Source organism: Arthrobacter sp. LAR12-1-1.1, from assembly GCF_040676555.1.
Lineage (GTDB): Bacteria > Actinomycetota > Actinomycetes > Actinomycetales > Micrococcaceae > Arthrobacter.
In genome coordinates, this window is record NZ_JBEGIG010000009.1 from 1 (window position 1) to 26,105 (window position 26,105).

Consider the following 26,105-nt stretch of genomic DNA (forward strand, 5'->3'; position numbering starts at 1 on the left):
GTGTGGCCGTCGCCATTTCCCGTGTGGGACAACGCGTCGTCGACGGCGGCCTTCAGGGCGCTGGGCTTGCCGCGGCGGTAGGTGCCGTCGGCCGTGACCACAAGCTTGGCCTCCGCGTCGTCAATCCGGGAACGCAGGGCCTCGGCGGAGAAGCCGCCGAAGACCACGGAGTGGATCGCGCCGATCCTGGCGCAGGCCAGCAGCGTGATGACGGCCTCGGGGATCATGGGCAGGTAGACCGCGACGCGGTCGCCCTTGGCCACGCCCAGGGACTCGAAGGCGTTCGCGGCCTTCTTCACTTCCTCGGTGAGCTGTGCGTAGGTGTAGGTGCGGGTGTCGCCGGGCTCGCCCTCGAAGTAGATCGCCACCCGGTCCCCGTGGCCGGCCTCGACGTGGCGGTCCAGGGCGTTGTAGGCGGCGTTGACCTCCCCGCCGACGAACCACTTCGCGAACGGCGGGTTGGACCAGTCAAGCGCCTGGGTGAAGTCCTTGGACCAGCTCAGCAGTCCCCGGGCCTGCTTCGCCCAGAACGCGGGGCGGTCGGCGTCGGCCTCGGCGTACTCGCCGGCGGTGACCACCGCATTCGCCGCGAACTCGGCCGAAGGCGCGAACCGGCGGTTCTCCTGGGACAGGTTTTCGAAAGCGTCGCCTGCCTGGATGAGGCCGGGTGATACCACGGTGCGGGCGTTGGACATGGGTAACCCCTGTTCTTTCTTACATATTCTGCGGTGACAAATGCGTGCCTGCGGCGGCGGCGTATCCCCAGGGTGCCTAGGGATACGCCGCCGGCGCAGCCAGCCGGGATTGCTCAGTACTTGATGACCACGCGGCCGTCGATCTTGGCGTGCTTCATCTCGTCAAGAACAGCATTCACTTCGGAGAGCTCCCTCGTGGACACCGTGGGGTGGATCTTGCCCTGGGCGTAGAACTCCAGGGCTTCCTCCAGATCCTGCCGGGTTCCCACAATGGAACCGCGGACCGTCAGGCCCTTGAGCACAATCTCGAAGATCGGCGCCGGGAAGTCCCCCGGCGGCAGCCCGTTGAACACGATCGTTCCGCCACGCCGTGCCATCCCAATGGCCTGCCCGAACGCTGACGGGTGCACTGCCGTGACCAGGACTCCATGGCATCCTCCGGTTTCGCGCTGAATGACTTCGACGGGGTCTTCGTGCAGGGCGTTGACGGTCAGTTCGGCGCCGTGCTTCTTGGCCAGGGCGAGCTTGTCGTCGGCAATGTCCACTGCCGCGACCCGCAGCCCCATGGCTACGGCGTACTGGACGGCGATGTGCCCGAGTCCGCCGATCCCCGAGATGGTGACCCACTGGCCCGGCCTGGCCTCGGTCATCTTCAGGCCCTTGTAGACGGTGACGCCGGCGCAGAGCACGGGTGCGATTTCCACCGGGTCCGATCCGGCCGGAATGCGGGCGGCAAAACGGCTGTCCACCAGCATGTATTCGCCGAAGGAACCGTCGACGCTGTAGCCGGCGTTCTGCTGGGTCTCGCACAGGGTTTCCCAGCCGGTCCGGCAGTACTGGCAGTCGCCGCAGGCTGACCAGAGCCACGCGTTGCCGACCAAATCGCCGACGGCCAGATCGGTGACGCCCTCGCCGAGGGCCACGACCTCGCCGACGCCTTCGTGGCCGGGAATGAACGGCGGTGACGGCTTGACCGGCCAGTCTCCCTCCGCGGCGTGCAGGTCGGTGTGGCAGACACCCGTGGTGATGACCTTGACCAGTGCCTCGCCGCGTCCCGGGGTGGGGACAGGAAGGTCCTGGATCTGGAGATCCTTACCAAATTCAGTAACTACAGCTGCTTTCATCGTCGTCATTGTCGATATTCCTTCGTCGTTTTGTAGCCGCAGCAAATAATGCGCAGGCATGAATTGAACATCGGGCCAGAAGCCGGGCGTGAAGCCCGTTGTCCGCCGAAAGCCTCACCTGGGGTGTGCGGTGAGGCCCGCGGATTGTCAGGGTATGGATAACCCGCCACAGTTCCAGTCCGCGTCGCTGCCGTGGAACGTGACCCAGGCAGTCCTGGTCTGGAGTGTGAAGCACAATCATCCCCGGCACTTCTGCTGAGCAGGATGATGGCTGTTGCCTAAAGCTTAGGGAAGGGAGGGTTGCGACGAGGTTGCAGCCTTGTGAGTCAGGTCACCCGGGCTGGCGTGTTCCGAGTTCGGATTCCAGGCGCTCCAGGTCGGCCACCACCGCAGCCCTCTTGGGTGAGCGGGGCGGCAGCAGCTTCAGCGCTGCCATGCGGACGGCAATGTCATCGCTCGCTTCGGGAAGTTCCGCATACTGGAGCAGGGCTTCCGCGCTGCCGTCCGTTAGAACCGCCTCCCGAAGGAGTGTGGAGACGCGCCTCCGCAGCGTCACCACACCCGGAGCCTCCGAGCGAGGCAACACCGGGCCGCGATAAATTTCCAGGGCAACCCTGTGTGCCCCGCGCTGGAGGCAACTGAGAACCTGTCCGGCGTCCGGCAGCACGTCCACGGTGAGTCTGTAGGGCCGGGATTCCGGCACGGCGGCAGGATTGAACTGCTGAAGGACTTTCCTCAACCGGACCATCTCCGCCCGAAGTGTCATGGCTGAGACTTCCCCGAACAGCATGCTGCCCAGCTCCTCGCCGCTGAGACCATCCGGATGGATGCTCAGCAGGGCCAGCATCTCACTGTGCCGCGGAGACAGCGATACCGTTCTTCCTTCGATGCTGAGCAGCGCGTGGTCGCGGCCGAGCAGCTGCAGGCTGTTGCGATAGAGGCTTCGGACCGGGCTGCTGGGAACCGTTCTGGGCCCGGTGGCGGAAACAGGTTTTCGCCGCCGTGCGAGCCGGTCGCGCTTCGCGGCGGCCAGCAGAAGACGCTCCACGCGCAGCTGCGCCTGTGCGGCCGCGACCGCAGCCTCCACGAGGGAAAGGGTATGCGGAGCGACTGCCGTCTCGGTGCCGGTGATATCCAGGACTCCGATCACGGCCCCGGTATCTGGATCACGGAACGGCACCGCCGTGCAGCTCCACGCGTGAACAGCCCGGTTGAAATGCTCGGGACCGGAAACCTGGATGCTGCGGCCCAGCGCCAGGGCGGTTCCAGGAGCGCTGGTGCCCACGCTGGCCTCGGACCAGTCCGCGCCCTCAACGAAGAGCATGCCCTCGGCACGCCGGCGCAGGGCAGCATCCCCGTCGACCCACAGGAGCCTGCCCAGCTCATCCCCGACGGCCACGAGCAACCCTTGTTCGGAACTGGGCTGAATCAGCAGTTTGTTAATCACCGGCATGATTGACGCCAGCGGATGGCCGCGACGGTACTCCTCAAGCGCCTCACCATCGAGGAGTACCGAGGACGGCGGCATGTCAGGGTTGGCCTGCAGCCGCAGCGAACGCTTCCAGGACTCTTCAATGATTCTGCGAAGCGGCCCCTGCCCGGACCTGATGCCGAGCTGCATCGATGCTGTGACACGCCTGGCAGCAGACGGCGTCGGGGCCGTTACTGGGGTTGGAGATAGCGACCGGGGACTACGCACGGTGGCTCCATTGTCGTCAAGCGAAATTGGGGCCCAACTGTGGCCCAATCACAAGCATACTGCCGCTGGGCACCTTGATCGCGGCCTGGCCCCTTCACAACCTGCTGACGGAGTTCATCTAGACGCGCCCCAGGTCGTCGATGTCCTCGAGGAACTGCTGGTGCACTTCGGCGCTGACCGTGGTGCGGGTGTCCGCGATCGCATCGAGGTAGTCCTGGGTGGCCGGACCCTTCCGGACCGCCTCGCGGACTGAGGCGCTGCCGCCGGACGCCAAGCCGCCGTCGTCGTACACCGCTTTTTCGAGAGCCCGCTGGGAGGCGCTGCGGGCCGCATACTCGATGTCCGCAGGGGAGAAGCCCTCGGTGCGGTCCACCAGGAGTTCGACGTCGACGTCGTCCACCACGGCGACGGGGATGAAGCGCTGCCACATCGCCTCGCGGGCCTGCCGGTCCGGCAGGCCGATCGGGATGACGTAATCGAACCGGCCGTGGCGCAGGAACGCCGAATCCAGCGCCCGGATGAAGTTGGTGGCGCAGACCAGGAGCCGGCCGGGCTGTTCGCGGAAGGCGGGGATGATCTTGAGGAGCTCGTTGGTGACGCCCTGCAGGGGAGAGGGCGGTTCGCCCGAGCGCTGCGCGGCGATCTCCTCCACCTCGTCGATGAAGACCACCGCGTGCTCGAGTTCGGCGATCTCCAGGAAGGTCTCGCGCAGCGCCCCGGCCAGCCCCTTGGGGTCGGAGGCCAGCCGGGAGGGGAAAACCTCCACGAACGGCCATTCGAGCCGGGACGCGATCGCCTTGGCAAACGTCGTCTTGCCGGTACCGGGCGGTCCAAAGAGGACCACTGCCCGCGGCGGCACCACGCCGTATTCGTCGGCGAGGTCGGCCTCGGCGAGCGGAAGGACCAGCCGGCGTTCCAGCAGTTCCTTCTCGTTGCGCATACCGGCCACGTTCTCCCACAGGTCGCGGGCCAGGATCCGGCCGCCAAGCAGGCTGAGGGGTTCCAGCTCCTGGCGCTGGACCGGGATTTTCCGTTCGAAGTAGCGCAGATTCTTCTTCAGCGCGAATCCGCGGCCCAGGAACGCCTCCACCCGGGTTTCGGATTCGGGCATCAGGGCCGAGAGCTTGTTGAGCCCGTGCGGGGCCATCCGGTTCTCGACCGAGGCCAGCAGCGAGGTGCCGATTCCGCGGCCCCGGAACTCGGGCAACGTGGCCAGGAAAACGATCCAGCCCTGGTCATGCGCGGCCCGTCCGACCGCAGCGCCCACCACCTGCTCGCCCTGCACCGCGACGACGGCGTGGTCCTTTTCGCAGGAGGCCAGGACCTCCGAGAGCGCGTAGACGGGCTCCACGTTTGATTCTTTGAGGGATTCCCAGAGGTGCAGGATGCCGTCGAGGTCGGCCGAATGGAAGTCCCTGATCCGCCAGTTGGTCATGAAGTGTCTCCCGGATGGTTCGTCGCTGAGCCGGTGGGCGCCAGTGTGGGCTGGTCTGCTGAGCATATGCGAACGGGGTGCATGAGAGGTTGCGGGGACGTTGCGTTACGCGGAGGCGGACTGCCGGGGTGTCACTCCGAATCCCCGTCGGCGCTCCCATCGGCGCTGCCCATGGGCCGGTTGGCGACGAGCGGATACGGGCCGGTGAACCCGTCGCGGACCGCGGCAATCTCCAGGATGCGGTGCCGGCAGAGGCGCCAGCCGAGCATCAGGAGCGGGATGATGACTGCGAGGGAGGCGATGGTCCACGTTCCTACAGGCGAGTCGAAGGCCATGAGGACCAGCACCGCCAGGAGGAAGGCCAGGGTGATCCAGCCCGTGACGGGTGCGCCCGGCATCCGGAACGCGGGCCGGAGCAGTTCTCCGCGGGCTGCGAGCCGGGCAAGCTGCATCTGGCACAGGACGATCATGGCCCAGGTGCTGATGATGCCCAGCGATGCGACGTTAAGGACGATCTCGAAGGCCTCGGCCGGGACCACGGCATTCAGGATCACGCCCAGGACAGCCACGCCGGCAGTGAGGGCGATGCCGCCGTAAGGGACACCGGACTTGTTCATCCGGGCGGCGAACTTCGGCGCGGAACCCGAAACGGACATCGAACGCATGATCCGGCCGGTGGAGTAGAGGCCCGCGTTGAGCGAGGACAGCGCCGCGGTAAGGACCACGAGGTTCATGATGGCGTCCACGCCGTCCACCCCGATGGAGCCGAAGAATGTCACGAAGGGGCTTTCGCCGGCCTTGTAGGAGCTGTAGGGCAGCAGCAGGGAAAGCAGCACGAGCGAGCCGACGTAGAACACGGCGATGCGCACAATCACCGTGTTGATGGCCCGCGGCATGATCTTCTCCGGGTTTTCGGTCTCGCCGGCGGCGGTGCCGATCAGTTCGATCGAGGCGTAGGCGAACACGACGCCCTGCATCACCACGATGGCCGGCAGCAGGCCGTTGGGGAACATGCCGCCGTTGTCCGCGATGAGGCTGAAGCCGACCTCCTGGCCGGCCACGGGCGTGCCGAAGATGACGAAGTAGATGCCCACGAGCAGGAAGGACACGAGCGCCACGACCTTGATGAGCGCGAACCAGAATTCAAGCTCGCCGAACACCTTGACGCTGATGAGGTTCAGGCCAAGGACCAGGATCAGGGCCGCCAGGGCCCAGGCCCACTGCGGTACGTCCGCGATGGGCGCCCAGTACTTCTTGAAGAAGTTCATGTACAGCGCGACGGCGGTGATGTCCACGATCGCCGTCATGGCCCAGTTCAGCCAGTACAGCCAGCCCGTAACGAACGCGGCTTTCTCGCCGAAGAATTCGCGGGCGTAGGAGACGAAGGAGCCCGACGACGGCCGGTGCATCACGAGTTCGCCGAGGGCGCGCAGGATCATGAAGGCGAAGAACCCGCAGACCGCATAGCTGATGATCAGGGCCGGTCCGGCGGTGGCGAGGCGGCCGCCGGCGCCCATGAACAGGCCGGTGCCGATGGCGCCGCCGATCGCGATCATCTGGACCTGCCGGGGTTTCAGGCCTTTGTGGTAGCCCTGGTCTTCGGCGTGGAGCGCGGCCCCGGAGGCGTGGGCATGCGCCGGAATGGTGTGGTCGGAGATGGCTTCTCGTGGTGGGGCCGGTAGTTCTTGGGTTGGCTGTTTTAGGGCGCGGGCAGTGTCGGGATGAGTCATGAGGGTCCTTCGGGGTTCGGAGGTGCGCTACTTGCTCAGGTTGGCCAGGCGTTGTGGGCTGAGGAGCTCGGTGAGCTGCTCGGCGGTGAGCAGTCCATGTTCGAGTACGAGCTCCGCGACGCCCTTGCCGGTGGCGAGGGCTTCCTGCGCGATGGCCGTGGCCGTGGCGTAGCCCAGTTGCGGGTTCAGGGCGGTGACGAGGCCGATTGACTGTTCCACCGTGAGGCGGAGGTGTTCGGTGTTCGCGGTGATGCCCCGGACGCAGCGGGCCGTGAGGGTGCGGCAGGCGGCTTCCAGGTGGGAGATGCTCTTGTGGAGGCTGTGGACGATGATCGGTTCGAAGGCGTTGAGCTGGAGCTGGCCGGCTTCTGCGGCCATGGTGATGGTGACGTCGTTGCCGATCACCTCGTAGGCCACCTGGCTGACCACTTCCGGGATGACCGGGTTGATTTTGCCGGGCATGATCGAGGAGCCGGACTGCACGGCGGGGAGGTTGATTTCGCCGAATCCGGCGCGCGGGCCGGAGGAGAGAAGCCGGAGGTCGTTGCAGATCTTGGAGAGCTTCACGGCGACCCGCTTGAGCACCCCGGAGAGGTGCACGAAGGCGCCGACGTCCTGGGTGGCCTCGATCAGGTCCACCGCCGTGACCAGCGGCAGCCCGGTGATCTCGGCCAGGTGCCGGCAGGCGGCCTCGGCGTACCCGGCCGGTGCGTTCAGGCCGGTGCCGATCGCCGTGGCGCCGAGGTTGATTTCGTGGATCAGCAGGTCGGCTTCGGCCAGGCGGAGCCGGTCCTCGCCGATCGTGACGGCGTAGGTGCCGAATTCCTGGCCGAGCGTCATGGGGACGGCGTCCTGGAGCTGGGTGCGGCCCATCTTGACCACCGTGCGGAACTCGAGGGCCTTGGCGGCGAAGGCGTCCTCGAGTTCGGTGAGGGCTTCGAGCAGTTCCCGGGCGGCGAAGATCGTGCCGAGCTTGACCGCGGTGGGGTAGACGTCGTTGGTGGACTGGCTGAGGTTGACGTGGTCGTTGGGGTGCAGCCGGGCGTAGTCGCCCTTGGGGTGTCCGAGGATTTCCAGGGCCCGGTTGGCGATGACCTCGTTGGCGTTCATGTTCGACGACGTCCCGGCGCCGCCCTGGATGACGTCCACCACGAACTGTTCGCTGAGCTTGCCGTTCATGACGTCGGCGCAGGCTTCCGCGATGGCCGCGGCGCGCTCGGCGTCGAGGAGCCCGAGTTCCTGGTTGGTGCGTGCGGCGGCGAGTTTCACGGCGGCCAGCCCGCGGACCAGGTGCATGTTGGAGGACAGCGGCTGGCCGGTAATGGGGAAGTTCTCCACGGCCCGGAGGGTGTGGACGCCCCAGTAGGCGTCGGCGGGGACATCCCGGTCGCCCAGGAGGTCGTGTTCCGAGCGGAATTCTGCACGTTCGTCGAGCGAGGTCATGGCGGTCCTTACAGGTCGTCGGGGGCGCGGGGGGTCGTGGGGGCAGCGAGGAAATCGGTGGCCTGCAGCAGCCCGACGGGCCGGCCGCCGCCCAGCACAGGGGTCGCGGCGAGGCGCCCCAAGGACGAGGTGTCGACGTCGAGCGCGGTCAGGACCCGCACGGTGACGGGCATCCTGGCGCGGTCGCCGCCGTCGGAGACCTTCACGGCGACGGCGCGGCCGTCCGGGAGGCCCACCAGCTGGACGCCCTCGAAGCCGTCCTTGGCCAGCATGCCGGGAACCAGCCGCATCAGCGCGGTGACGTCTCGGTCTTCGCCGGCAACCATCTCGGGGTGGCGGCGCATGGCGCGGGCGACGGCGGCTTCCGCACTGGATCCCGCTACTGCACTGCCGCCGGCTCCGGCGGCCGCGGCCAGGCGGCCGAAGGCCCGTGCCATGCCGCGCAGGGTGAGTGCGAACAGCGGGGTGCCGCAGCCGTCAGTGGTGGTGGCCTGAGGGTCCTCGCCGGTCAGGTCCACCACGGTTTGGGCCACGAGTTGCTGGAGCGGGTGCGCCGGGTCAAGGTAACCCTGGACCGGCCAGCCGTTGATGACGCAGGTGGCAGCCATCGCGGCGTGCTTTCCGGAGCAGTTTTGCGCCAGCTGGGTCGCCTGGCCGCCGTCCCCGAGCCAGTCCTCTCGCTCGCGGGCGCCGTAGGGCAGGTCAGTACTGTTCTCGAGGTCCGCGGGCGTCAGGCCATGCAGGTCCAGGATGCGCCGCGCGCCGTCACGGTGGGTGGCGGCTCCGGAATGGCTGGCGGCTGCGAGGGCGAGGAGATCGTCCGGGAGCTCCAGCCCGGCACGGACCATGGCGACGGCCTGCAGGGGCTTCAGGGCGGACCGCGGGTAGAACGGGGCGAGGGGATCGCCGGCGGCCAGGAGGATCCGGCCGTCCGCTGCGGTGGCTATGACCGAGCCGTAGTGGACGCTTTCGACGATGCCGTCCCGGGTCTGGACCGCGAGCGGGGCGTGCTGCGGGAGCCGCTCCGGGGCCAGCGGCGTCGGGGCGTGCGCGAGAGCAGGGGAAATCATTGCGTCCTTTGGTGGCGGTCGGTGTGGTTGTGGTGGCTGGTCACTCTGTTGGTGCTTTTGGTGCTGACAACGGCGTCAGGAATCTGCCGTCAGGCGTTGAGGATCGAGTCGAGGGCGATGCCAACGGCATGGAGGTGCTGGCTCATGGCGATGCGCGCCGTCGCCGCGTCGCCGGCTTCGATCGCGGCCAGGATGCGCCGGTGCTCCTCGTCGGAAGCGTGCTGGCGGTCCGCCACCATGTTCAGGGTTTCGGACTGGTGGGCGAGGGCATCCCGGATGTCCGCGACGACGTTTTCGAACACCTTGTTCCCGCTGGCCCGCGCGATCATCGCGTGGAAGCTGGAGTCCAGGCCCACCCACACTTCCGGGTCGTCCTCGCCGCTCATCGCGGCAACGATCTCCCGCATGGTGTCCAGCTCCTCGGGTGAACGGCGTTCCGCGGCCAGTCCGGCGGCAGGAACCTCGATATGGGGACGGGCCTCGGTGAGGTCTCGTGCGGAGTATTGGCCCAGGACCAGGTCCTTGGCCACGTGGTTGGCGACGACGAACGTGCCCCGCCCGGTCTTGGTGACGGTCAGGCCCAGGGCGGTGCAGGAGCGCAATGCCTCGCGGACCACGGAGCGGCTCACGCCGTACTGCTGGGCGAGGCTGGCCTCGGAGCTCAGCTTGGCGCCGACGCCGAGCTTGCCGGATTCGATTTCGGAGCGGAGGACGTTGAAAACGGCTTCGGCGGCACTGAGGCGGGCCAAAGGCTGTCCTGCTGTCCGGCTGTCTGACAGGTTCACCCTTAAAACATGGCAGGGATCACACCGCGGTGTCAATTGTGACGGCGGCCCCGGATGTCCGGGGCCGCCGTCGTCTCTCGCGCCGGAGGTCCGGGGCAGGTTACTTAACTGCGTTACTTGCCTGAGTTACTTGACCCGGACGGGCGGGTGCGGGCCAGGGCCGTCAGGCCCGCGGCGAGTCCGAGCAGGCCTGCGGCCAGGCCGATCCAGCCGGCCACGGAGCCGGCATCACCGGATGTGCTTGCTTCCGCGACCGGGGCGGCGGACGGCGAGGGGGCCGTCGTAGTCGTGGCTGCGGCGGGGGCTGCGGCATGGGCATCGGCGTCCTTGGCCGTGGTCACGAACGAGGGCGCCGGGTGCTCGGGTTCCGCCTGCCCCTCTACCGTCTTCTCGTCCCATTTCACGACAGTCCCGTCGGTGTAGGTCTGGGCCGTCGGCAGCGTCACCGTGGTTCCCGCGTCCGGCAGGACGCCGACGGAGAGGGAGAAGGCCTGGTATTCGTCTGGCCCGATCTGGTGGGCCTCGTCGGCCGTCCAGACCACGGAACTCGGAGCCTTGGTGACCGTGGCGCCGGCGATCGTGATCGGCTTCGGCAGCTCGCTCGTGGTGATTACGGCTTTCCAGCCCTCGACAGGCTTCACCGACACCGAAGTGAACGGCGTGTCCGTGGGCAGCGTGACTTCGAGCTTGCTGGTCTTGGCCGAGTCGGACTCATTGGGGACATTGAACGTCAGGTGGCTGTAGCCGCCCGCGGCCGGGTCGTCGGAGTCGACGTGGACGTGGGCGGAGGCGGCTGCAGCGCCGGCGGCGAGCAGGCCGGCGGTCATCGTGGCGGCCGCGGCGGTCTTGAGGGTGCGGCGGAGGGAGGATTTCATGGCAAAGGGGCCTTTCACTAACGAATAAACGGTGGGAACCGGCCGGTCCGGTGTTCGTCCGGCGGTAGCAGCGGGTGGCCGCCCGTGGCCCCCGTCCGTGTGTGAAAGGGGTTGGTCAGGCGGCGGGCAGCGGTTCCGGAGGTCCGCGCCGGGTCGGCAGGCGGAGGCCAACCCGGATTTTGGGGAGGGCCAGGTTGACTGTGCAGGGGCCGGGAGCGCGCATCGGCATTGCGGGGCAGGGGCGGGGCAGCTGCACGAGTGGGCGCAGCCAGGAGGCCAGTGCGGACAGTGCCCGCTCACCGCGGGCGAGCAGCAGCGCCGTGCCGAGGGTAGCCACCGCGTGGGCGGCGAACATGGCTCCGCCCATATCGGCCGCGGACACCGCCATGGACGGGTCGAGCATCTCCGGGGAAATGGCAGCCGCCGCATGGCCCGGATGGCCCTCGACCATCCGCGCCCGGCCGGCCGCGGGCGCCCCTGCGGACAGAGCGCCGAACGACCAGTGCAGCCACAATTGGCCCACTCCCAGCAGCCCGGCAAGGGCAGGAAAGGACAGTCGGAAGCGGGTCAGGATGGCCACCGGGACGATTGCCACGGCACACAGCGCCGTCACGATCACCGGCTCGGGCAGCCGCCCCCCGCCGGCCAGGTGGCCGCCGGCCGCCAGTGCCACGATGATGGATCCGATCAGCCCGGTGCGGAACAGCCGGAAGGAAGCGTGCGTCATGCTGAGCAGTCCTTTCCGGATTCCCTGGGCGGGCTGGTTTTCTTGGGCCCCTTAAATCCTAAGGGTCATTGTGCACCGCTACGCCCCCACCCGGCAGAGCCGTCCGTTCTGTGACTGCGGGCGCCATGAATCCCAGGCCTGCATCCCCAGCAGGCTGTCCCTGCCATTTGCACCCGCGCCGGTACGAACGTGCCGGAATAGCACTGTGCAGGCGCATTTGTTCGCTCTATACTGAAAATGCACGCAAAACGGCACGTTCGTACCTATGGGGGCAGGGTGGCTCGGGCGTATTTTGATCAACGGGGAGGCGGCCATGGAGAACTCGTTTCCGGACGAGCTCGCAGCCGACGTCCGGGCCCGGCGCGGGTCGCTCCGGTTGAGCCAGCGCGAATTGGCCGAACTGGCCGGGGTCTCAGAGCGCTTCGTCCGGTTTGTCGAACAGGGCAAACGCACGGTGCAGTTGGATTCCCTGCTGGCGCTCATTGACACGTTGGGGCTGGAGCTCCGGGTCCAGACCCGCACCAGCGCCGCCGCCCGGAGCCTCGCCGGCCCTCGGGACAACGACGAACTTCGGGCCCACAGCGAACTGCGGAACGGCCCGGAAGTCCGGCCATGAGGCACCGCATCGCAGACATCTACAAGGCCGGCGTGCTGGCGGCACGGCTGGAACGGCACGACGGCGGCACCAGGTTCAGCTACTTGCCGGCCTATCTGGCTTCCGGGGGACCAGCTGTCGCGAGTTCCCTGCCGCTGGCTCCGGACCCGGTGCTGTCCGCGGCGGGGGCAGCCCCGCCGTATTTCACCGGGCTCCTGCCGGAGGGCCGGCGGCTGAATGCACTGCGCCGCTCCATCAAGACCAGCGTGGACGATGAGCTGTCCCTGCTCATCGCGGCCGGTGCCAACCCGGTGGGTGACGTGCAAATCGTTGGCCATGGCGAGAAGCTGGACCCGGACGAGCACGCCGTCGAGCTTGACCCCGGGACGCCCCTGGATTTCGAGGCCCTTCTGGGGGATTCCGGGCTGATCGACCCGGTGGCGTTGGCCGGCGTGCAGGACAAGCTGTCCGCAGGCATGATCTCCATGCCGGTGGCCAGCGCCGGCCGACGGTACATCCTCAAACTCAATGCGCCCGAGTTCCCGCACGTCGTCGAAAACGAATTTGTGATGTTCCGCTACGCGGCCCGGCTGCGGATCCCCTTGAGCCGGGTCCAGCTGATCCGCGACGTCGCTGGCCGGCCGGGGTTGCTCGTGGAGCGCTTCGACCGGGTGCCTGTATCCGGTGAGCCTGTATCCGGTGCGCCCAAGGCGGCGGCCGGGGCGGTGCAGCGGCTCGCCGTCGAGGACGGGGCACAGGTGCTGGGGCTTTACCCTGCGGACAAGTACAACGTGGGATACGGGCAGGTGTGCCATGCGCTTGCGGCGTATTGCGCGGCGCCGCTGCCCGCGCTGCGGAATTTGGCCCTCCAGGCGGCATTTGCGTGGCTTACGGGCAACGGTGACCTGCACGCAAAAAACGTTTCCATGGTGCAGCAACCGGCCGGCGAGTGGTCCATTGCGCCGGTGTACGACATCCCCTCCACTGTGGTCTACGGGGACAAGACACTGGCCCTGACCCTGGACGGCAAACGGACGGGGATCTCCCGGAAGCACTTCCTGGGCTGGGCCGCGGGGATGGGGCTGACCGAGCGTGCGGCTGTCCAGGTGCTGGAACTCGCGCTGAGGGCGTCGGAGCCGCTGCTGGCGGACCTTCAGGCGGGCACGGCGTTCCGCTCCATGACCGACGACGGCGCCTCGCCGTTTTCGGCGCTAGTCACCCGCGACTGGGTCAAGGAACTCAAGCACCGGCGCAGGCTGCTGGCGGGCTGAGGCCGCCGGCGTCGGTTGTTGCCAGCGTCGGATGCTGCTGCGTGAAGCCTCAGAGGTGCTGGATGCCGGCCCGCTGCATGGCGTCTTTGTAGACTTCAACGTTCTTGGCGAGCAGCTCTTCCTGCTTGGCCGGAGAGACTGCGAAGGCGCGGCCGCCGAGCGCGGTGGCCTTGTAGATCTTGACGCCATGGTTCTTCAGCGAGGAATGGTAGGTCTTCTCGAAGAGCGTCAGGAAGGAGTGGGCGTCCGCGCCATGGGCAATAACGGCCGAGACGCGCTTGTTGATCTTGAGGAACTGGCGGAAGGGCCGAAGGCCGTCCGTCTTCTCCTGGACGTTCAGGGCCGAGGAAGCGTCCGGATCGCGGATCCACGGGTACGCGTTCCACGGCATCACATAGCGGGGATCGAGCTCTGCGGCCTCGTAGATGGAGGTGGCGCGGCGTGCGGCTTCATCGTCGTTGAAGTGCGAAACAAAGCCCGATTCTGTGCCCTTGCCGGGGCTGATATGCAGGCTGACGATCCGGCATTCGTCCTCATCATGGATGGGGTCGATGTACGGGACCACCGATCCAGGCTTCTTCTCCATGAGTTCGTCGCACAGTTGCGTCACGGCGGCGATGTTCGGCTCCTGCAGCAGGGTCTTTTTTTCGTCCCAGTCAATCGTCACGATTTCTCCCTCAGCACTTGGCGTCCAGAATCAGGCGGCTTCCTCCACTCTACGCTTTTGCGGCGGGGGGTGTTTCGGCCGGGGCCTTTGTGGCCGGGCCTCCATAGTGGGGTTGTCACGATGGTCTTCGTGGTGGGGCCGGTGGCTTTCGGCCTCTGGTGATGGAGTTGAGGCGGGCGTAGGCTTAAAGCGCCTGCAGGTAACCAACTGATGACGCCGGGTTGTTCGGGACATGGAAGTGTCCGAGCCGTCTCATAGCGAGATCGCGAAGGTACCTGCAGGCCTGACGTCAGCCCGCCACCCGGGGTGGGAGGGCGTTTTTCTTTGTCGCCGTCGCCGTCGCCGTCGCCGGGTCAAATTTGTCAGCGCGGCCAGAGGCTGGGACCGGTCGCTTTCCAACCGAACGTGGAGCCCCCGTCGCGGGCAGCTCCCCGTCCCAGCAAGGAGCATCGCCATGGCACTTTCCGTGGTTTTTCATAAGGTTGCCGACTACGACGAATGGCGCAAAGTCTACGATTCCGTGGCCGAACTGCAGTCCAGCAGCGGCGTTACCCAGCAGTCCGTCCACCAGTTGGCAGGCGACCCAACGCCGTCCTCGTGCTTCACTACTTCGATTCCGTCGACAACGCGCGGTTTTTCTTTGCCAACCCAGAACTGCTGGACGCCATGAAGCGTGGCGGAGTCCAAGGCGAGCCGCGAATCGAGTTCTTCGAGTAGCGGCCCGTCGCCCGACCTCCGGTGGCCCGGCCAGCGTCAGCCGGGTCCCGCACGGCAGCCAGCTGACTGGTCCCTAGGCTGCAGCAACCACATTGAACCTCCCGCGCTTCAGCGTTTTGGCCTGGTGACGGAGCTGGCGCCGGTCGCGGGAGCCCGGCTGATCCGTGGCTGATCGGCGGAGCGGCGTGCCCGGCAGGGGTGGCGCGGTGGAGTGGTAGGTGTGGCTCGTGGGGGTGGTGAGTTCGATGGTGTGCCTGTGCCTGTCCCTGAGGCTGGAAGCGGATCCGGGTGCGGGGCGGGCGGTCCAGCCGGGCGTTTCCTTGGTGTGGTTGCAGGCTTCGCAGAGTCCGGCGCCGTTGGCCTGGGAGGTTTGGCCGCCGTGGTGCCAGGGGATGATGTGGTCCAGGTGGCGGATGGGCGCGTCGCAGTACGGGGTGCGGCAGGTTTCGTCGCGGACTTGGATGAGGCGGCGGAGCCCGGGCGGGAAGATCCGGGTGCGGGAGTCCATCGCGACGAGCCCGCCGGTGCCGGGGTGGGTGTAGAGCCGGCGGATCCACACGCCGAACGCGGTGTCATCGGATGTCCCGGCAGCGCCCTTTGGTCTAGGGGGACTGCCGGGTCCCGGGGAACCGCCGGCTATGCCGCCGGGGCCCGTGCCGGGGGCGGGCCCGCCCCCGATGCCAAGTCCTGTCTCCGTGTCCGTGCTCTGGGCCGCGCCGCCGACGGCTTCCGGGGAACTGCCTGCCGAGCCACCGGGTTTAGGGGATCCGGCGGATTCTGTGGCCGCTGTGCCGTTGATGAGGCTGCGGGCCCAGCCGGCGGGGACGGTGCCGTAGCCGGGGAGCCGGGCCGGTTCGGCGTCGGCCTGGAAGAGGGTGCGGTCGGTCATGACGAGCTGGATTTCGACCCCGGTGATCCCGCCGGGGGTGCCGGTGCTGCGTTCGACCAGGGCATCAGCCATCAGCTGCCCCCGGCCCCTCGGATCCCCGCTGTTCCTGAGGGCGTCGGCGTGCCGGGTCAGGGCGGTGTAGACGGCGACGCCGGCGGTGACCGGGAGCAGGGCGGTGAGGTGGCACATGGTGTCCGGGGCGGGGCGGAGGCTGACGTGCCGCTCGGTGGCGGCGTGCGCGGCGCGTTCGGTGACGGTGCGCGCATCCAGCCGGTACGCGGCGGCACGGGCGGCGGCCACCAGCCGCCGGTCACCCACCCCGGCGAGGGTGCCCGTGTCCGCGGCGAGGTCCGCGTCCACGGCGGCCCGGTCAACCGCGGCCAGGCACGCGGTTTCGCGCACGAGCAGGGTGGCGCGCCATTCGTTGAGCTGTCCGGTCTGCAGCGCGGCGAGGGTATGCGGCATCTCGGTGACCAGGGCTTTGGCCAGGCCCAGGAGCCGGCCGCCCTTGGCGGGGGATTCGCGCCGGGCGAGGGCGATCTGCGCGCCAATCCCGGCGCCGAGTTTCTCGGCCGGGACCCCGGCGGCGGTCTGCTCGTGGCGTTGGAGCAGGTCGAAGGCGACGGCGTGCCGGGCCTGCCGGGCTGCCATGGCGGACTTCAGGTCCTCCAGGTACCGGATCTCGTCGATCAGTGCGGCGGCGCTGTCCGGAGCCGGGAGGAAGGCCAGGATCCGGGCCAGTGCAGCGACCGTCACAGCATTTGCCGGTGCCGAGTCTGCCGGAACCACTTCGGGCCCCTGATTGCCGTCCATGAATCAAGTCTCCCAAGGGGGTCTGACATTAATAGGCACAGCCGGAGGAGCCCGCGAGGTTCGCGCCATACGTGGTTTCGCGGGCGGGTGTCGAGGTGGGGACGTGCGGGTCCTGCGGATGCCGGGACACCGCGGGGCGCCAGAATGATGCTGAGTCCAGAGCCAGAGCCAGAGCCAGAGCCAGAGCCAGAGCCAGAGCCAGAGCCAGAGCCAGAGCCAGAGGCGGAACCGGAGCCGGAGCCGGAGCCAGAGCCAGAGCCAGAGGCGGAACTGGCGAGGGTGAAAATGTCTGAGTTTCCTACGGGCTGGCAGACCCGCAGAACGGCCGGCCGGCCCGAGTGCCCCCGCCTTCCGTCGGCCGGCCCGAGTGCCCCCGCCTTCCGTGCCCAGCCTCGATGCCGCCCCGAGCACCCCGATAGTCCCTCGGACCCGACATCCCCTGTCTCAAACACCGGCGCGGGTCCATCATGGGAGAGGGCGTCAGCTCGACGCCCCAGGCGGTATCGGGCGGAGGGTTGTCCATGAAACAAAGGGAATCTATCGCGATGAGGGTCGGCTCGCTGCCCTCGGACCGCCGCTCGCTACTTAAGGCGGTCGGCGTCGGGGCCGCGGGCATAGCGGGGATGCCGCTGCTGGCCGCCTGCACGGCCCAAACTGCCCCCGCCGGTGCCGCAAGCAGTGGCCCCGGCGCCTCCGGTACGCCGTCGGCATCGTTGCTTCCGGCGCCGGAACCGCAGGTCAAACCACTCCTGGACCAACAGAAGGTCAACGACGCCTTGGCCAAGCTGGACGGGATGGTCCAGGGCGCGATGGAGAGTACCGGTGTTCCCGGGGTCGCCGTTGCCGTGGTCTACAGGGACCAGATGGTGTACGCCAAGGGCTTCGGCGTGCGGGAGTCGGGCAGGCCCGAAACGGTGGACGCGGACACCGTTTTTCAGTTGGCCTCGGTGTCCAAACCCCTGGCCTCCACAGTGGCGGCCGTGGCCGTGGGCCGCAAGGCCATCTCCTGGACGGAGCCGGTGATCAACCACAGCCCCGGCTTTGCGTTGAAAGACCCCTACGTCACGCGAAACGCCACGGTCGCCGACTTGTTGTCGCATCAAGGCGGCCTAAGCACGGGGGCGGGCGATCTGCTCGAGGACCTCGGATTCGACCAGTCCTACATTCTCAGCCACCTTAACCAGGAGCCGCTGGACTCCTTCCGCTCGAGCTATAACTACAGCAACTTCGGCTACACGGCTGGCGCATTGGCAGTTGCCGATGCCATGAAACTGCCCTGGGCAGACCTCGCCGACGAAGTCTTGTTCAAGCCTCTGGGGATGACATCCACGAGCTATCGCCACGCGGACTACCAAAAGGCGTCGAACAGGGCATTGATCCACGTGCCCGCTGGTAACAAGACCTGGGTGGCCAAATACACCCGGAACGCCGACGCCGAAGCACCCGCCGGCGGGGCCAGCTCCTCCGTGCATGACCTGGCCCGCTGGATCCGCCTGCAGCTCGCCAACGGCAGTTTTGAGGGCAACGAGGTTATCGCCACGGACGCGCTGGGTGTCACGCATGTCCCGCACGCGGTATCGGGCCCTCCCGGGACACCGGCCGCCCGCACCCGCTTCTACGGCCTGGGCTGGAATGTCTCCTACGACGACCACGCCCGGCTCTCGCTCGGGCACTCGGGAGCCTTCAACCTTGGTGCCGCGACCGCCGTCTCGCTGCTCCCCGGTGAGCAGTTAGGCATTGTGGCCCTGACGAACGGCCGGCCGCAGGGCATCCCCGAAGCTATCTGCGCCGCATTCCTGGACACGGCCCAGAACGGCGCCCCGACAGTGGACTGGTTCGGATTCACCGCCGGCGTTTTCCAGAAGATCGATGAGGCGGAGAAGCCAAAAGTCGATTACTCCCAGGTGCCGCCGCAGGTCGAACCGGCACGCGGCAACGATTTCTACACCGGAAGCTACGCGAACTCCTACTACGGTCCGCTCAAAGTTTCGGTGGAGAGCGGCGTGCTGACCCTGGAGCTGGGCCCGGACGGCAGGGCCACCAGGTTCGCACTCAAGCACTTCGACGGCGACACCTTCAGCTTTGAATCCATCGGAGAGAACGGCAACGGCCTTGCGGGGGCAATCTTCGCCCCCGGTGCGGACGCTGCCCCCGGCGGCACGGCGTCGAGCGTCAGGCTCGATTTCTACGATCAGACCGGACTGGGCACTTTCACCCGCGACTGAGCCCGGACTTCCGTGATCTTCTTCCGTAAGCTTCTAGGGCGAACACCCCCAAGCCAAGGAACCTATGCCGATCAACAGACGCTCACTCAAGGAAGACGGGTTTACGGGGTTTAGGACTCTCGCCGCACTGGACATCAACCGGATCCCGCAGCGGACCGGGATCTTCGCCGTGCTGCAGCCCGCAGGCTATGAGCCGCGGTTCCTGCCCAAGAGCACGGCAGGGGTCTTCAAGAAAAAGGACCCTTCCGTCCCGGAACCCGCGCTGACCGCCGAGTGGATTGACGGCGCCGACGTCGTGTATCTCGGCAAAGCGGGCGCCGGCAGCAAAGGCAACCGCGGCCTTCGCCGGCAAATCCAGGAGTTCATCGATTTCGGCAAGGGCAAGCCGCCGGGCCACTGGGACGGCAGGCTCATCTGGCAACTCGCCGATCCCGGCTCCCTCCTGATTGCCTGGAAGGAGCTGCCAGCGGAGGCAGTCAACGAAGCGGAGGCCGGATACCACGCCCGATTCCGCGACGACTACGGCCGGCTGCCGTTCGCCAACCTCGTCCAGGCCCGGGTCAAAGGCAAATAAGTCAAAGGCAAATAGCTCAAAGGCAAAACAGCAGGCAGCTATTGACCACCGTGGGTGAACCGTCCCGCCAACAGTGTGGCGGCTACCGGCATCGCGGCGAACTCCGCGTCGGGAACAGTCAGCGGGTCGCCGTCGAGCACTGCAATATCGGCGGGATCCCCGGCGCGGAGCCGGCCGCGGCCGCGGGTCGAGGCCGTCAGGGCCTCCTGCCGGGTGAGCGCCTGCTCGGCATGCCACGGCCCGCGGCCATCCTGCCGGGCCCGCGCCGTGGCAGCGGACATGGCAGTCCACGGGTCCAGCAGGGACACCGGAGCGTCGGAGCCAAGGGCCAGCGCCGCACCGGCGGCCAACAGTGAACGGAGCGGGAAGGACCGGTCCGTGCGCCCCGGCCAGTTCGCCTCGGCGGCGTCCCGGTCATCGAGGGCATGCGCCGGCTGGACGCTCGCGGTCACACCCAACCGGCCGAAGCGGGCGAAATCCTCGCTCCGGACAAATTGGGCATGTTCCACCCGCCCGGCAATGCCCGCCGCCTCAAACGCATCCAAGGCGACCCGATTGGCCGCGTCGCCAATCGCGTGGACAGCCGGCACAAAGCCTGCCTGCCGCGCCCGGACCAGCAGGGCGAGCAACTCCGGCTCGCTTACCGTCAGCAGGCCGTGCCCGCCGTTCGGATAAGGGTCAACGCAGTAGGCTGTGCGGGTATTGAGCGAGCCGTCGATCAGCACTTTCAACGGGCCCACGGTCAGGAGCCCGCCGCTGCCCGCCACTGCCAAACCTGTCCGCAGGCCCTCGGCCACGGCCCGGTCCAGATCCTGCGGGTAGACCCCCGCCTCAACCTTCAGGGCAGCGAAGCCGCCGGAGATCCGCCGCAGCCAGGCGTCGCGGTTCCATGTCATCTCGAAGTCCACGATCCCGACTACGCCCCGCGCCGCGGCAGCCTGCCCCGCCTGCTGCACCCACTTATCCACCACCGCATCCGGCAGCCGGCCGAGCGCGCGGGTCAGGGCAAACGCCGGATCTTCCCGGAGCAGCCCGTCCGCGTCCACCCGCACTCCGTAGCGTTGGGCCGCTGCGGAGTTTAGCCAGACACAGTGGAGGTCGTGGCTGATCAGCGCCGTCGGCCGGCCGCGCGTCACGCCGTCGAGGAGGCCAAGGCTGGGCAGGTCCGGCCAGACGGCGTCGCGGAAACCGACGCCCACCAGCGTTTGTACATCTCCCGGAGCCCCGGTGCCCCTGCTGACGCCAGTGCCGCCGGTGAATCCGTCGCCGGCCCCGGTGACGCGGGATCCGGCGATATGGGACCCGACGACGGCGGCCGCCTCGCGCGCCGAGCCGGCGTCGGAAAGGTCCATCCGGTTGGAGGCCAGCGCCCACTGCGTCATGTGGACATGCTCATCCCACAGCCCCGGAATGACATAGCGGCCGTCCAGGTCCACCACACGGGTAGCGGCGGGGACCGCTGGCGCGTCCTGGCGCGACGGGATGATCGCAGACACGGCACCGCCGCGTAGATGAACGTCGAAGCATATTTCGTCCCCGGGTTGCCGCGCCGAGGCCAGCACGAGGTCCGGCGCGAGGCAGGGATCGAGCGGAGCAGACATAGAAACAGGCTAGGCGTGCGCCGCTCTTGAACCTAACGAGGAGCACCTAAACCAGAAGGACCTAAAACGCACACAAGGGACTTTTGCCCCTTACCCCTCCCAGACGTGCCCACCAAGCTAAATGTGGGGAGGTTCCTGCACGGCCACTTGGGGGAGGTCGCAGTTGAGGGAGGAACCACTTCATGGAATGCGGCACGGGTCTCACCGCGACTTGGGGAAGGAAATGGCGTTTGCACTTTCCGGCTTCAGCAGGAAAAGGCAGGAGACCACGGCCACATGACTATGCACCACCATTCGGGGGACCCCAAACTCAAAGTTTTCATACGCCTGAACGCCGACGCCGAAACAGCTCGAATCGACGTGCATGGCGTGGTGACTGTAGCCAACGTGCGGGCACTGTACGTTGTTTGCCGACGCGTCACCAGCAAGCTCCCCAGTTTCGAGCTCGTGCTCGACCTCGCGCACGCCCGCGTGTCGGCCGCCGCGATCGAGGAACTCCGTGAGCGCGCCCGCGCCTCGTTGATGTATTCGGGGATCGATGGCACTGAGACTCCGTGCCGTCTGCGCCTCGTGGACCCGCTGGTCATCCTCAAAGCCAAGGAGCACGTATGAAAGCCCTCGTCTACGGTGGGCCCGGACAGAAGTCGTGGACCGATGTCCCCGATCCCACCATTCAGAGCCCCAGCGATGTGATCGTCAAGGTGGACACGACAACCATCTGCGGCACCGATCTGCACATCCTCAAGGGCGACGTCCCGACCGTGGCCAAGGGCCGCATCCTGGGCCACGAGGGGGTCGGCACCATCACGGAGATCGGCGCGTCCGTCACCAGCCTCAAGGTCGGGGACCGTGTCATCATTTCCTGCATCAAGTCCTGCGGGCACTGCGCCAACTGCAAGACAGGCCTCTACTCCCACTGCCTTGGGGAGGAAGGCACGTCCGGCATCGGCTGGGTTTTCGGGCATCTGATCGACGGCACCCAAGCCGAGTTCGTCCGCGTCCCGTACGCCGAGAACTCCCTGCACCTCCTGCCTGAGGGAGTCAGCGACCAACAGGCCGTGATGCTCTCCGACATCCTTCCCACCGGCTTTGAGATCGGCGTGCAGTACGGCCGGGTCAAGCCCGGCGACACAGTCGCCGTGATCGGCGCAGGCCCGGTCGGACTCGCCGCGATCTGTACCGCCGGACTTTACGGCGCCGCGACGATCATCGCCGTCGACCTCGACGCGAACCGGCTCGAAAAATCCCGCGAATTCGGCGCCACTGATGTGGTCCTGTCCAGCGCTGCCAACTGGAAGGAACAGGTGATGGTCCTGACCGACGGGCAGGGCGTGGACGTCGCGATCGAGGCCGTCGGCATCCCGGCCACGTTCACGATGTGTACAGATATCGTGCGGCCCGGCGGCAACGTGGCCAACGTGGGCGTGCACGGCAAAGCCGTGGAACTGCACGTCGAGGACCTCTGGATCCGGAACATCAACATCAGCATGGGCCTGGTGAACACCAATACCACCCCCATGCTGCTCAAGCTCGTGGCACAGCAAAAAATCCCTGCAGACAGTTTCGCCACCCACCACTTCATCTTCGACGAGTTCATGGAGGCGTACGACACCTTCGCCCACGCCGCGGAGACGAAGGCCCTCAAAGTGGTGATCACGGCGTGAAAGCGTTCTTCCTCTGACTTCGCTCGGGCGGTAGCGGCCCGGGCCGCCAGCTTCCGGAAGTCCTGCCCATCCGGGCGTGGCAAACGGACCATCTGAAAGGACGGCGGCCATGAAAGCAGGCCGGATTGTCATGCTGGTGATCGGCTCGCTTTGCGCGCTGGTCGGTCTGGGACTGCTGGCGGTCGCCGGCTTCGCGGGCTGGGTCAATTACCAGCAGCGCGACGGCAGGTACTTCATCACGCCGTCGGAGCAGTTCTCAGCCAATTCCTACGCGCTGACGACCCCCCGGCTGGATCTCATGACCGGAGGCGGCGTGAACGACGGCGTCCCGGTGGACTTTGCGGGCAGCGTGCTGCTCCGCGGTTCCACCACCGATCCCGGCAAGGAAATCTTCATCGGAATTGCCCCGCGGGCCGACGTCGCGGCATACCTGGCCGGTGTCCGGCGCACCGAAATCGTCGACGTCCGTTTCAACCCCTTCCGCGCGCTGTACCGCGAAGTGAACGGTGCCAGCATCCCGTCCGATCCGGCGCAGCAGAACTTCTGGGCCGCGACTGCCACGGGCCCGGGGGAACAGGAACTGACATGGGACCTTCGCTCCGGAGCTTGGGCCGCGGTGGTCATGAACGCCGACGCGAGTTCACCGGTAAGCGTGAATCTGCAGGCAGGGGCACGCACCGATCTGTTCTTGCCGATGTTCATTGGCCTGCTGATCGGCGGCCTCGTGATGCTGCTGATCGGAGTGCCGCTGATCGTGCTGGGCGCCGCAGGACTCGGCCGTGGTGGGCCGGGCCAAGGCGGGACCGGCAGCGGAGTCCCTCCCGGCTACCTGCCAGCCCAGCCCGGCCAGCCGTATCAGGCCGGACCCTACCCGCCCGGGGCCGCCCCCGGCCAGCAGAACACCGCAGCCCCGCCGGGTGCTGTAGCGGCCTACGCTGCCGCGCCGGGACCTCAGTATCCGGTGACCCCGGGAGCGACTACCCCGTACGTCTACCCGGCGCGCCTCCACGGCTATCTCGACCCGAATCTCTCACGGTGGATGTGGCTCGTGAAGTGGTTCCTGGCCATCCCGCACTGCATCATCCTGTTCTTCCTCTGGTTCGCCTTCGGAGTGGTCACGATCGTGGCTTGGTTCGCGATCCTGTTCACAGCGCGCTACCCGCGCTCGCTGTTCAATTTCAATGCCGGCGTGATCCGCTGGAACTGGCGCGTGGCCTTCTACGCCTTCAGCGCGATCGGAACGGACGCCTATCCGCCCTTCACGCTGGCTCGCACGGATTACCCGGCGGACTTCGACGTCGACTATCCCGAACGGCTATCCCGCGGCCTGGTGCTGGTGAAATCGTGGCTGCTGGCCATTCCGCATCTGCTGATCATCGGTGTCCTGACGGGGACCGCGAGGACGTGGGAGTACCGTGACGGCCAGTGGGAACAGCATGGAGTGGGCATCTCCCTCCTGGGGCTGCTGGTCCTCATTGCCGGTGTGATCCTGTTGTTCACAGGTCAATACTGGCGGGGGATCTTCGACCTCCTGCTCGGTCTGAACCGCTGGATCTACCGCGTCATCGCCTACGTTGCCCTCATGCGGGACGAATATCCGCCGTTCCACATCGATATGGGTCCCGTCGATCCGGGCGAGCTGCCGGTACCGGCTTACGCAGGGCCTGCGGGTGGTCCGGCCGTCGGACCCGCGGTAAGCCCCGGCGGTGGAGACCCCGGAGGGCCGCCCAGAATCTAGGGCCGTGCAGAATCTAGCGTCGTGCAGCGTTGAGGCCGGCATCGGGTCCGATCTGGCCCAGCGTGTATCCGCCCGGGTAGACGGCAATGTTTGCGGTGCCCGGGACAAACGAAGGACTCGTCGGCAGCGGCCTGGTCCGGACTTCGACGGCCCGTGCGCGCAGAACAGTGTTGAACGCGAGCCTCAGGGCAGCCGGTGCCCGCTTCAGCCCGAGGGCATCGGCCACCTGGGGCCTGTCCATCATCAGGGCCAGGACGAGCGGGGTAAAGCAGCGAAGCCAGGCGGGCAGCCGGTTCTCCAGTGCCGGAACCGTGGCGGCGAGAAGGGCTGCCCCCTCCGGGCTGGGGCCCAGATTCCGGGCCTCGTAGTCGTCCAGGAAGCGGCAGGCGGCCTCGTAGGACGCCGGGACAGGGCCGAGGCCCATCCGGCTGCCCAGCTCGGTGTAGAAGGCGGTTGCGGCTTCCTTCTCGAGGTCGGTCAGCCGCCGCCAGCCATGGGCGTCGGCCCATCTCAACGGCAGGACGAGAAGTGTCATGAGCACGTAGACGAAGTCCTCGGCGCTGCCCGGAACGCCCGCATGGACACGACGGAGCAGCCCGATCATGGCGCGGCTGCGTTCGTGGTCAAAGCCGTTGGCGATGATCTCGTGGATGACGATCCCGGTGTCGTAGGAGCGCTTCAGCGGGCGGGCCGCCATCTCGCCTGTCCCCGTCAGGGTCCGGGCGATCGAGGGGACCGCGAAGTTGCGGTAGTAGGAGACAAAGAACCCGGCGTGGATCTCGGCCTGGAAGTCGAACAGCACCATGTCCCGGTAGGTCGTGTGCGGGTCGGTGCCGGCGGGCCGCGGGCGCCGGGTCGGATGGGTGAAGCGCGTCCGGATGGCCGCAGCGGGACCCATCACGGGAGCCGATTCAGGTCAAGCTGCTCTTCGGCAGCCAGGAGGAAGGCGCGCTCCTGCGGGGTCAGGGTCCCGCCGGACGCCAGCTCAGCGTCCCAGACCTCGACGATCATCCGGTGAAGCCGGTCCCGGGCTGGCGCGGCGGGGTCGCTTTCGAGGAGGCGTTCCGGGTCAACATCCTGCAAAATCCGTTCCCTGATGGGTTCGACGCCGGCGAGCGTGTCGGCCTCCCAGCGGGCCCGCCGTTTGCGCCCGGTCCGGCCGGCCAGGGCTGGTACCGTCAGGCCTGCCCCGACCAGGACGATGGTGACCATTTCCAAGACTCCAATGGCCGCCTGGGATGGCACCGGGAGGGCCAGGAGCGCCGGGATCGGGACGGAGAGCAGCCCGATCGTGAACGTGACCACCACGAGCATGCCGACGACACAGCCGACGCCGACCATGGTGAAGCCGACCCTGAAGGACCGGCGCATCCGCGGGATGTAGCGGAAGCACGTGGCCGCGACGCCGGCGCAGACCCACCCGACAAATACGATGAGCATGGCCGAGAACAGGGCGGCGGGCAGCCGCTCGTGGTAGAGGCCCCAGGTGCCTGTCGTGGTGGTGGGGCCGGTCAGGACGAAGAACAGCAGCTGCAGGATCAGGGTGGCGGTCAGCGGCAGCGTGCGGATCAGGGCCCGCCGCGTGTCCGGGGGGCATGATTGCCTCGAGGACTGCGCACCGGAGATACCAGAGTCCGACGATCATTGAGGAGTGCAGGGCCAGCTTGACGACGTTGGTGCCGCCGATGACGGCATCGACCGTGGCGTACACGGCCGGCGACATCAGCACCGAAGCGATCCCGGCGAACACCGCCGCAAGGAACACGGT

General features: G+C 67.4%; 23 protein-coding genes. 8 read left to right on the plus strand and 15 right to left on the minus strand.

Annotated elements, in window-relative coordinates:
* The 10 genes from MRBLAR12_RS07195 to MRBLAR12_RS07240 all read right to left on the minus strand — a co-directional run.
* On the minus strand, positions 1-695 hold a 695-nt coding region (locus MRBLAR12_RS07195; protein WP_364744758.1), incomplete at its 3' end, for an AMP-binding protein.
* A 113-nt stretch (positions 696-808) separates the two neighbouring features.
* A complete protein-coding gene (adhP, locus tag MRBLAR12_RS07200; protein WP_364744844.1) occupies positions 809-1,819 on the minus strand; it encodes an alcohol dehydrogenase AdhP in 1,011 nt (336 codons plus the stop codon).
* Between the two features lie 331 nt (positions 1,820-2,150).
* On the minus strand, positions 2,151-3,440 hold the full coding sequence (locus tag MRBLAR12_RS07205) for a GAF domain-containing protein (protein ID WP_229996060.1): 1,290 nt from the start codon (positions 3,438-3,440) through the stop codon (positions 2,151-2,153).
* Positions 3,441-3,636: 196 nt separating this feature from the next.
* Positions 3,637-4,953 (minus strand): ATP-binding protein, encoded by a 1,317-nt coding sequence (locus MRBLAR12_RS07210; RefSeq protein ID WP_229996061.1) that lies wholly within the window; start codon positions 4,951-4,953, stop codon positions 3,637-3,639.
* 131 nt (positions 4,954-5,084) lie between these two features.
* Positions 5,085-6,683, minus strand: a complete 1,599-nt coding sequence (locus tag MRBLAR12_RS07215; protein WP_364744762.1) for an amino acid permease — start codon at positions 6,681-6,683, stop codon at positions 5,085-5,087.
* Between the two features lie 27 nt (positions 6,684-6,710).
* Entirely contained in the window at positions 6,711-8,126 is a 1,416-nt protein-coding gene (locus MRBLAR12_RS07220; RefSeq protein WP_364744765.1) for an aspartate ammonia-lyase, read from the minus strand.
* Between the two features lie 8 nt (positions 8,127-8,134).
* Positions 8,135-9,196, minus strand: coding sequence for an asparaginase (locus tag MRBLAR12_RS07225; protein ID WP_364744768.1), 1,062 nt, complete (start codon positions 9,194-9,196; stop codon positions 8,135-8,137).
* Between the two features lie 89 nt (positions 9,197-9,285).
* Positions 9,286-9,981, minus strand: a complete 696-nt coding sequence (locus MRBLAR12_RS07230) for a FadR/GntR family transcriptional regulator (RefSeq protein WP_229996198.1) — start codon at positions 9,979-9,981, stop codon at positions 9,286-9,288.
* A gap of 113 nt (positions 9,982-10,094) precedes the next feature.
* On the minus strand, positions 10,095-10,856 hold the full coding sequence (locus MRBLAR12_RS07235) for a YcnI family protein (protein WP_229996197.1): 762 nt from the start codon (positions 10,854-10,856) through the stop codon (positions 10,095-10,097).
* Positions 10,857-10,971: 115 nt separating this feature from the next.
* The gene (locus MRBLAR12_RS07240) at positions 10,972-11,583 is read right to left on the minus strand and encodes a hypothetical protein (protein WP_364744772.1); all 612 of its coding nucleotides are present in this window, start codon (positions 11,581-11,583) and stop codon (positions 10,972-10,974) included.
* Between the two features lie 313 nt (positions 11,584-11,896).
* On the opposite strand from MRBLAR12_RS07240, the gene MRBLAR12_RS07245 reads away from it, so the two are divergent.
* Complete coding sequence (locus MRBLAR12_RS07245) at positions 11,897-12,199, plus strand: helix-turn-helix transcriptional regulator (RefSeq protein WP_229996151.1); 303 nt, start codon at positions 11,897-11,899, stop codon at positions 12,197-12,199.
* Positions 12,196-13,449 (plus strand): type II toxin-antitoxin system HipA family toxin, encoded by a 1,254-nt coding sequence (locus tag MRBLAR12_RS07250; RefSeq protein ID WP_364744775.1) that lies wholly within the window; start codon positions 12,196-12,198, stop codon positions 13,447-13,449. The genes MRBLAR12_RS07245 and MRBLAR12_RS07250 overlap by 4 nt, the downstream gene beginning before the upstream one ends.
* Positions 13,450-13,498: 49 nt before the next feature.
* Here the strand turns inward: MRBLAR12_RS07250 and MRBLAR12_RS07255 are convergent, their stop codons facing one another.
* The gene (locus MRBLAR12_RS07255) at positions 13,499-14,116 is read right to left on the minus strand and encodes a uracil-DNA glycosylase (RefSeq protein ID WP_091564911.1); all 618 of its coding nucleotides are present in this window, start codon (positions 14,114-14,116) and stop codon (positions 13,499-13,501) included.
* Positions 14,117-14,570: 454 nt separating this feature from the next.
* Between MRBLAR12_RS07255 and MRBLAR12_RS07260 the strand changes: the two genes are divergently transcribed.
* Entirely contained in the window at positions 14,571-14,786 is a 216-nt protein-coding gene (locus tag MRBLAR12_RS07260) for a hypothetical protein (protein WP_364744778.1), read from the plus strand.
* A gap of 120 nt (positions 14,787-14,906) precedes the next feature.
* On the opposite strand, the gene MRBLAR12_RS07265 is transcribed toward MRBLAR12_RS07260, so the two are convergent.
* Positions 14,907-16,535 (minus strand): HNH endonuclease, encoded by a 1,629-nt coding sequence (locus tag MRBLAR12_RS07265; protein WP_364744781.1) that lies wholly within the window; start codon positions 16,533-16,535, stop codon positions 14,907-14,909.
* 521 nt (positions 16,536-17,056) lie between these two features.
* Between MRBLAR12_RS07265 and MRBLAR12_RS07270 the strand changes: the two genes are divergently transcribed.
* Positions 17,057-18,760, plus strand: coding sequence for a serine hydrolase (locus tag MRBLAR12_RS07270; protein ID WP_364744784.1), 1,704 nt, complete (start codon positions 17,057-17,059; stop codon positions 18,758-18,760).
* 64 nt (positions 18,761-18,824) lie between these two features.
* Positions 18,825-19,334, plus strand: coding sequence for a hypothetical protein (locus MRBLAR12_RS07275; protein WP_364744787.1), 510 nt, complete (start codon positions 18,825-18,827; stop codon positions 19,332-19,334).
* Between the two features lie 38 nt (positions 19,335-19,372).
* Here MRBLAR12_RS07275 and MRBLAR12_RS07280 read toward each other — a convergent pair whose 3' ends face one another.
* Positions 19,373-20,935 (minus strand): amidohydrolase, encoded by a 1,563-nt coding sequence (locus tag MRBLAR12_RS07280; RefSeq protein ID WP_364744789.1) that lies wholly within the window; start codon positions 20,933-20,935, stop codon positions 19,373-19,375.
* Between the two features lie 276 nt (positions 20,936-21,211).
* Here MRBLAR12_RS07280 and MRBLAR12_RS07285 point away from each other — a divergent pair, with 276 nt between their 5' ends.
* The 3 genes from MRBLAR12_RS07285 to MRBLAR12_RS07295 all read left to right on the plus strand — a co-directional run bounded on the left by MRBLAR12_RS07285 (position 21,212) and on the right by MRBLAR12_RS07295 (position 24,337).
* Positions 21,212-21,547 (plus strand): hypothetical protein, encoded by a 336-nt coding sequence (locus MRBLAR12_RS07285; RefSeq protein WP_229994238.1) that lies wholly within the window; start codon positions 21,212-21,214, stop codon positions 21,545-21,547.
* On the plus strand, positions 21,544-22,599 hold the full coding sequence (locus MRBLAR12_RS07290; protein ID WP_229994237.1) for a zinc-dependent alcohol dehydrogenase family protein: 1,056 nt from the start codon (positions 21,544-21,546) through the stop codon (positions 22,597-22,599). Before MRBLAR12_RS07285 ends, MRBLAR12_RS07290 begins: the two co-directional genes overlap by 4 nt.
* A 109-nt stretch (positions 22,600-22,708) precedes the next feature.
* The gene (locus MRBLAR12_RS07295) at positions 22,709-24,337 is read left to right on the plus strand and encodes a DUF4389 domain-containing protein (protein WP_364744793.1); all 1,629 of its coding nucleotides are present in this window, start codon (positions 22,709-22,711) and stop codon (positions 24,335-24,337) included.
* A 13-nt stretch (positions 24,338-24,350) separates the two neighbouring features.
* Here the strand turns inward: MRBLAR12_RS07295 and MRBLAR12_RS07300 are convergent, their stop codons facing one another.
* Positions 24,351-25,235, minus strand: a complete 885-nt coding sequence (locus MRBLAR12_RS07300; RefSeq protein WP_364744796.1) for an oxygenase MpaB family protein — start codon at positions 25,233-25,235, stop codon at positions 24,351-24,353.
* Positions 25,235-25,777, minus strand: coding sequence for a hypothetical protein (locus tag MRBLAR12_RS07305; RefSeq protein WP_364744799.1), 543 nt, complete (start codon positions 25,775-25,777; stop codon positions 25,235-25,237). The genes MRBLAR12_RS07300 and MRBLAR12_RS07305 overlap by 1 nt, the downstream gene beginning before the upstream one ends.
* Between the last annotated feature and the right edge of the window lie 328 nt (positions 25,778-26,105).

Bases quoted from the DNA above. Each gene is read 5' to 3' on its own strand.
- adhP (WP_364744844.1), bottom strand. From the start codon at position 1,819: ATGAAAGCAGCTGTAGTTACTGAATTTGGTAAGGATCTCCAGATCCAG.
- MRBLAR12_RS07205 (WP_229996060.1), bottom strand. From the start codon at position 3,440: ATGCAGCTCGGCATCAGGTCCGGGCAGGGGCCGCTTCGCAGAATCATT.
- MRBLAR12_RS07210 (WP_229996061.1), bottom strand. From the start codon at position 4,953: ATGACCAACTGGCGGATCAGGGACTTCCATTCGGCCGACCTCGACGGC.
- MRBLAR12_RS07215 (WP_364744762.1), bottom strand. From the start codon at position 6,683: ATGACTCATCCCGACACTGCCCGCGCCCTAAAACAGCCAACCCAAGAA.
- MRBLAR12_RS07220 (WP_364744765.1), bottom strand. From the start codon at position 8,126: ATGACCTCGCTCGACGAACGTGCAGAATTCCGCTCGGAACACGACCTC.
- MRBLAR12_RS07225 (WP_364744768.1), bottom strand. From the start codon at position 9,196: ATGATTTCCCCTGCTCTCGCGCACGCCCCGACGCCGCTGGCCCCGGAG.
- MRBLAR12_RS07235 (WP_229996197.1), bottom strand. From the start codon at position 10,856: ATGAAATCCTCCCTCCGCCGCACCCTCAAGACCGCCGCGGCCGCCACG.
- MRBLAR12_RS07240 (WP_364744772.1), bottom strand. From the start codon at position 11,583: ATGACGCACGCTTCCTTCCGGCTGTTCCGCACCGGGCTGATCGGATCC.
- MRBLAR12_RS07245 (WP_229996151.1), top strand. From the start codon at position 11,897: ATGGAGAACTCGTTTCCGGACGAGCTCGCAGCCGACGTCCGGGCCCGG.
- MRBLAR12_RS07250 (WP_364744775.1), top strand. From the start codon at position 12,196: ATGAGGCACCGCATCGCAGACATCTACAAGGCCGGCGTGCTGGCGGCA.
- MRBLAR12_RS07260 (WP_364744778.1), top strand. From the start codon at position 14,571: ATGGCACTTTCCGTGGTTTTTCATAAGGTTGCCGACTACGACGAATGG.
- MRBLAR12_RS07265 (WP_364744781.1), bottom strand. From the start codon at position 16,535: ATGGACGGCAATCAGGGGCCCGAAGTGGTTCCGGCAGACTCGGCACCG.
- MRBLAR12_RS07270 (WP_364744784.1), top strand. From the start codon at position 17,057: ATGAAACAAAGGGAATCTATCGCGATGAGGGTCGGCTCGCTGCCCTCG.
- MRBLAR12_RS07275 (WP_364744787.1), top strand. From the start codon at position 18,825: ATGCCGATCAACAGACGCTCACTCAAGGAAGACGGGTTTACGGGGTTT.
- MRBLAR12_RS07280 (WP_364744789.1), bottom strand. From the start codon at position 20,935: ATGTCTGCTCCGCTCGATCCCTGCCTCGCGCCGGACCTCGTGCTGGCC.
- MRBLAR12_RS07285 (WP_229994238.1), top strand. From the start codon at position 21,212: ATGACTATGCACCACCATTCGGGGGACCCCAAACTCAAAGTTTTCATA.
- MRBLAR12_RS07290 (WP_229994237.1), top strand. From the start codon at position 21,544: ATGAAAGCCCTCGTCTACGGTGGGCCCGGACAGAAGTCGTGGACCGAT.
- MRBLAR12_RS07295 (WP_364744793.1), top strand. From the start codon at position 22,709: ATGAAAGCAGGCCGGATTGTCATGCTGGTGATCGGCTCGCTTTGCGCG.
- MRBLAR12_RS07300 (WP_364744796.1), bottom strand. From the start codon at position 25,235: ATGGGTCCCGCTGCGGCCATCCGGACGCGCTTCACCCATCCGACCCGG.
- MRBLAR12_RS07305 (WP_364744799.1), bottom strand. From the start codon at position 25,777: ATGCTCATCGTATTTGTCGGGTGGGTCTGCGCCGGCGTCGCGGCCACG.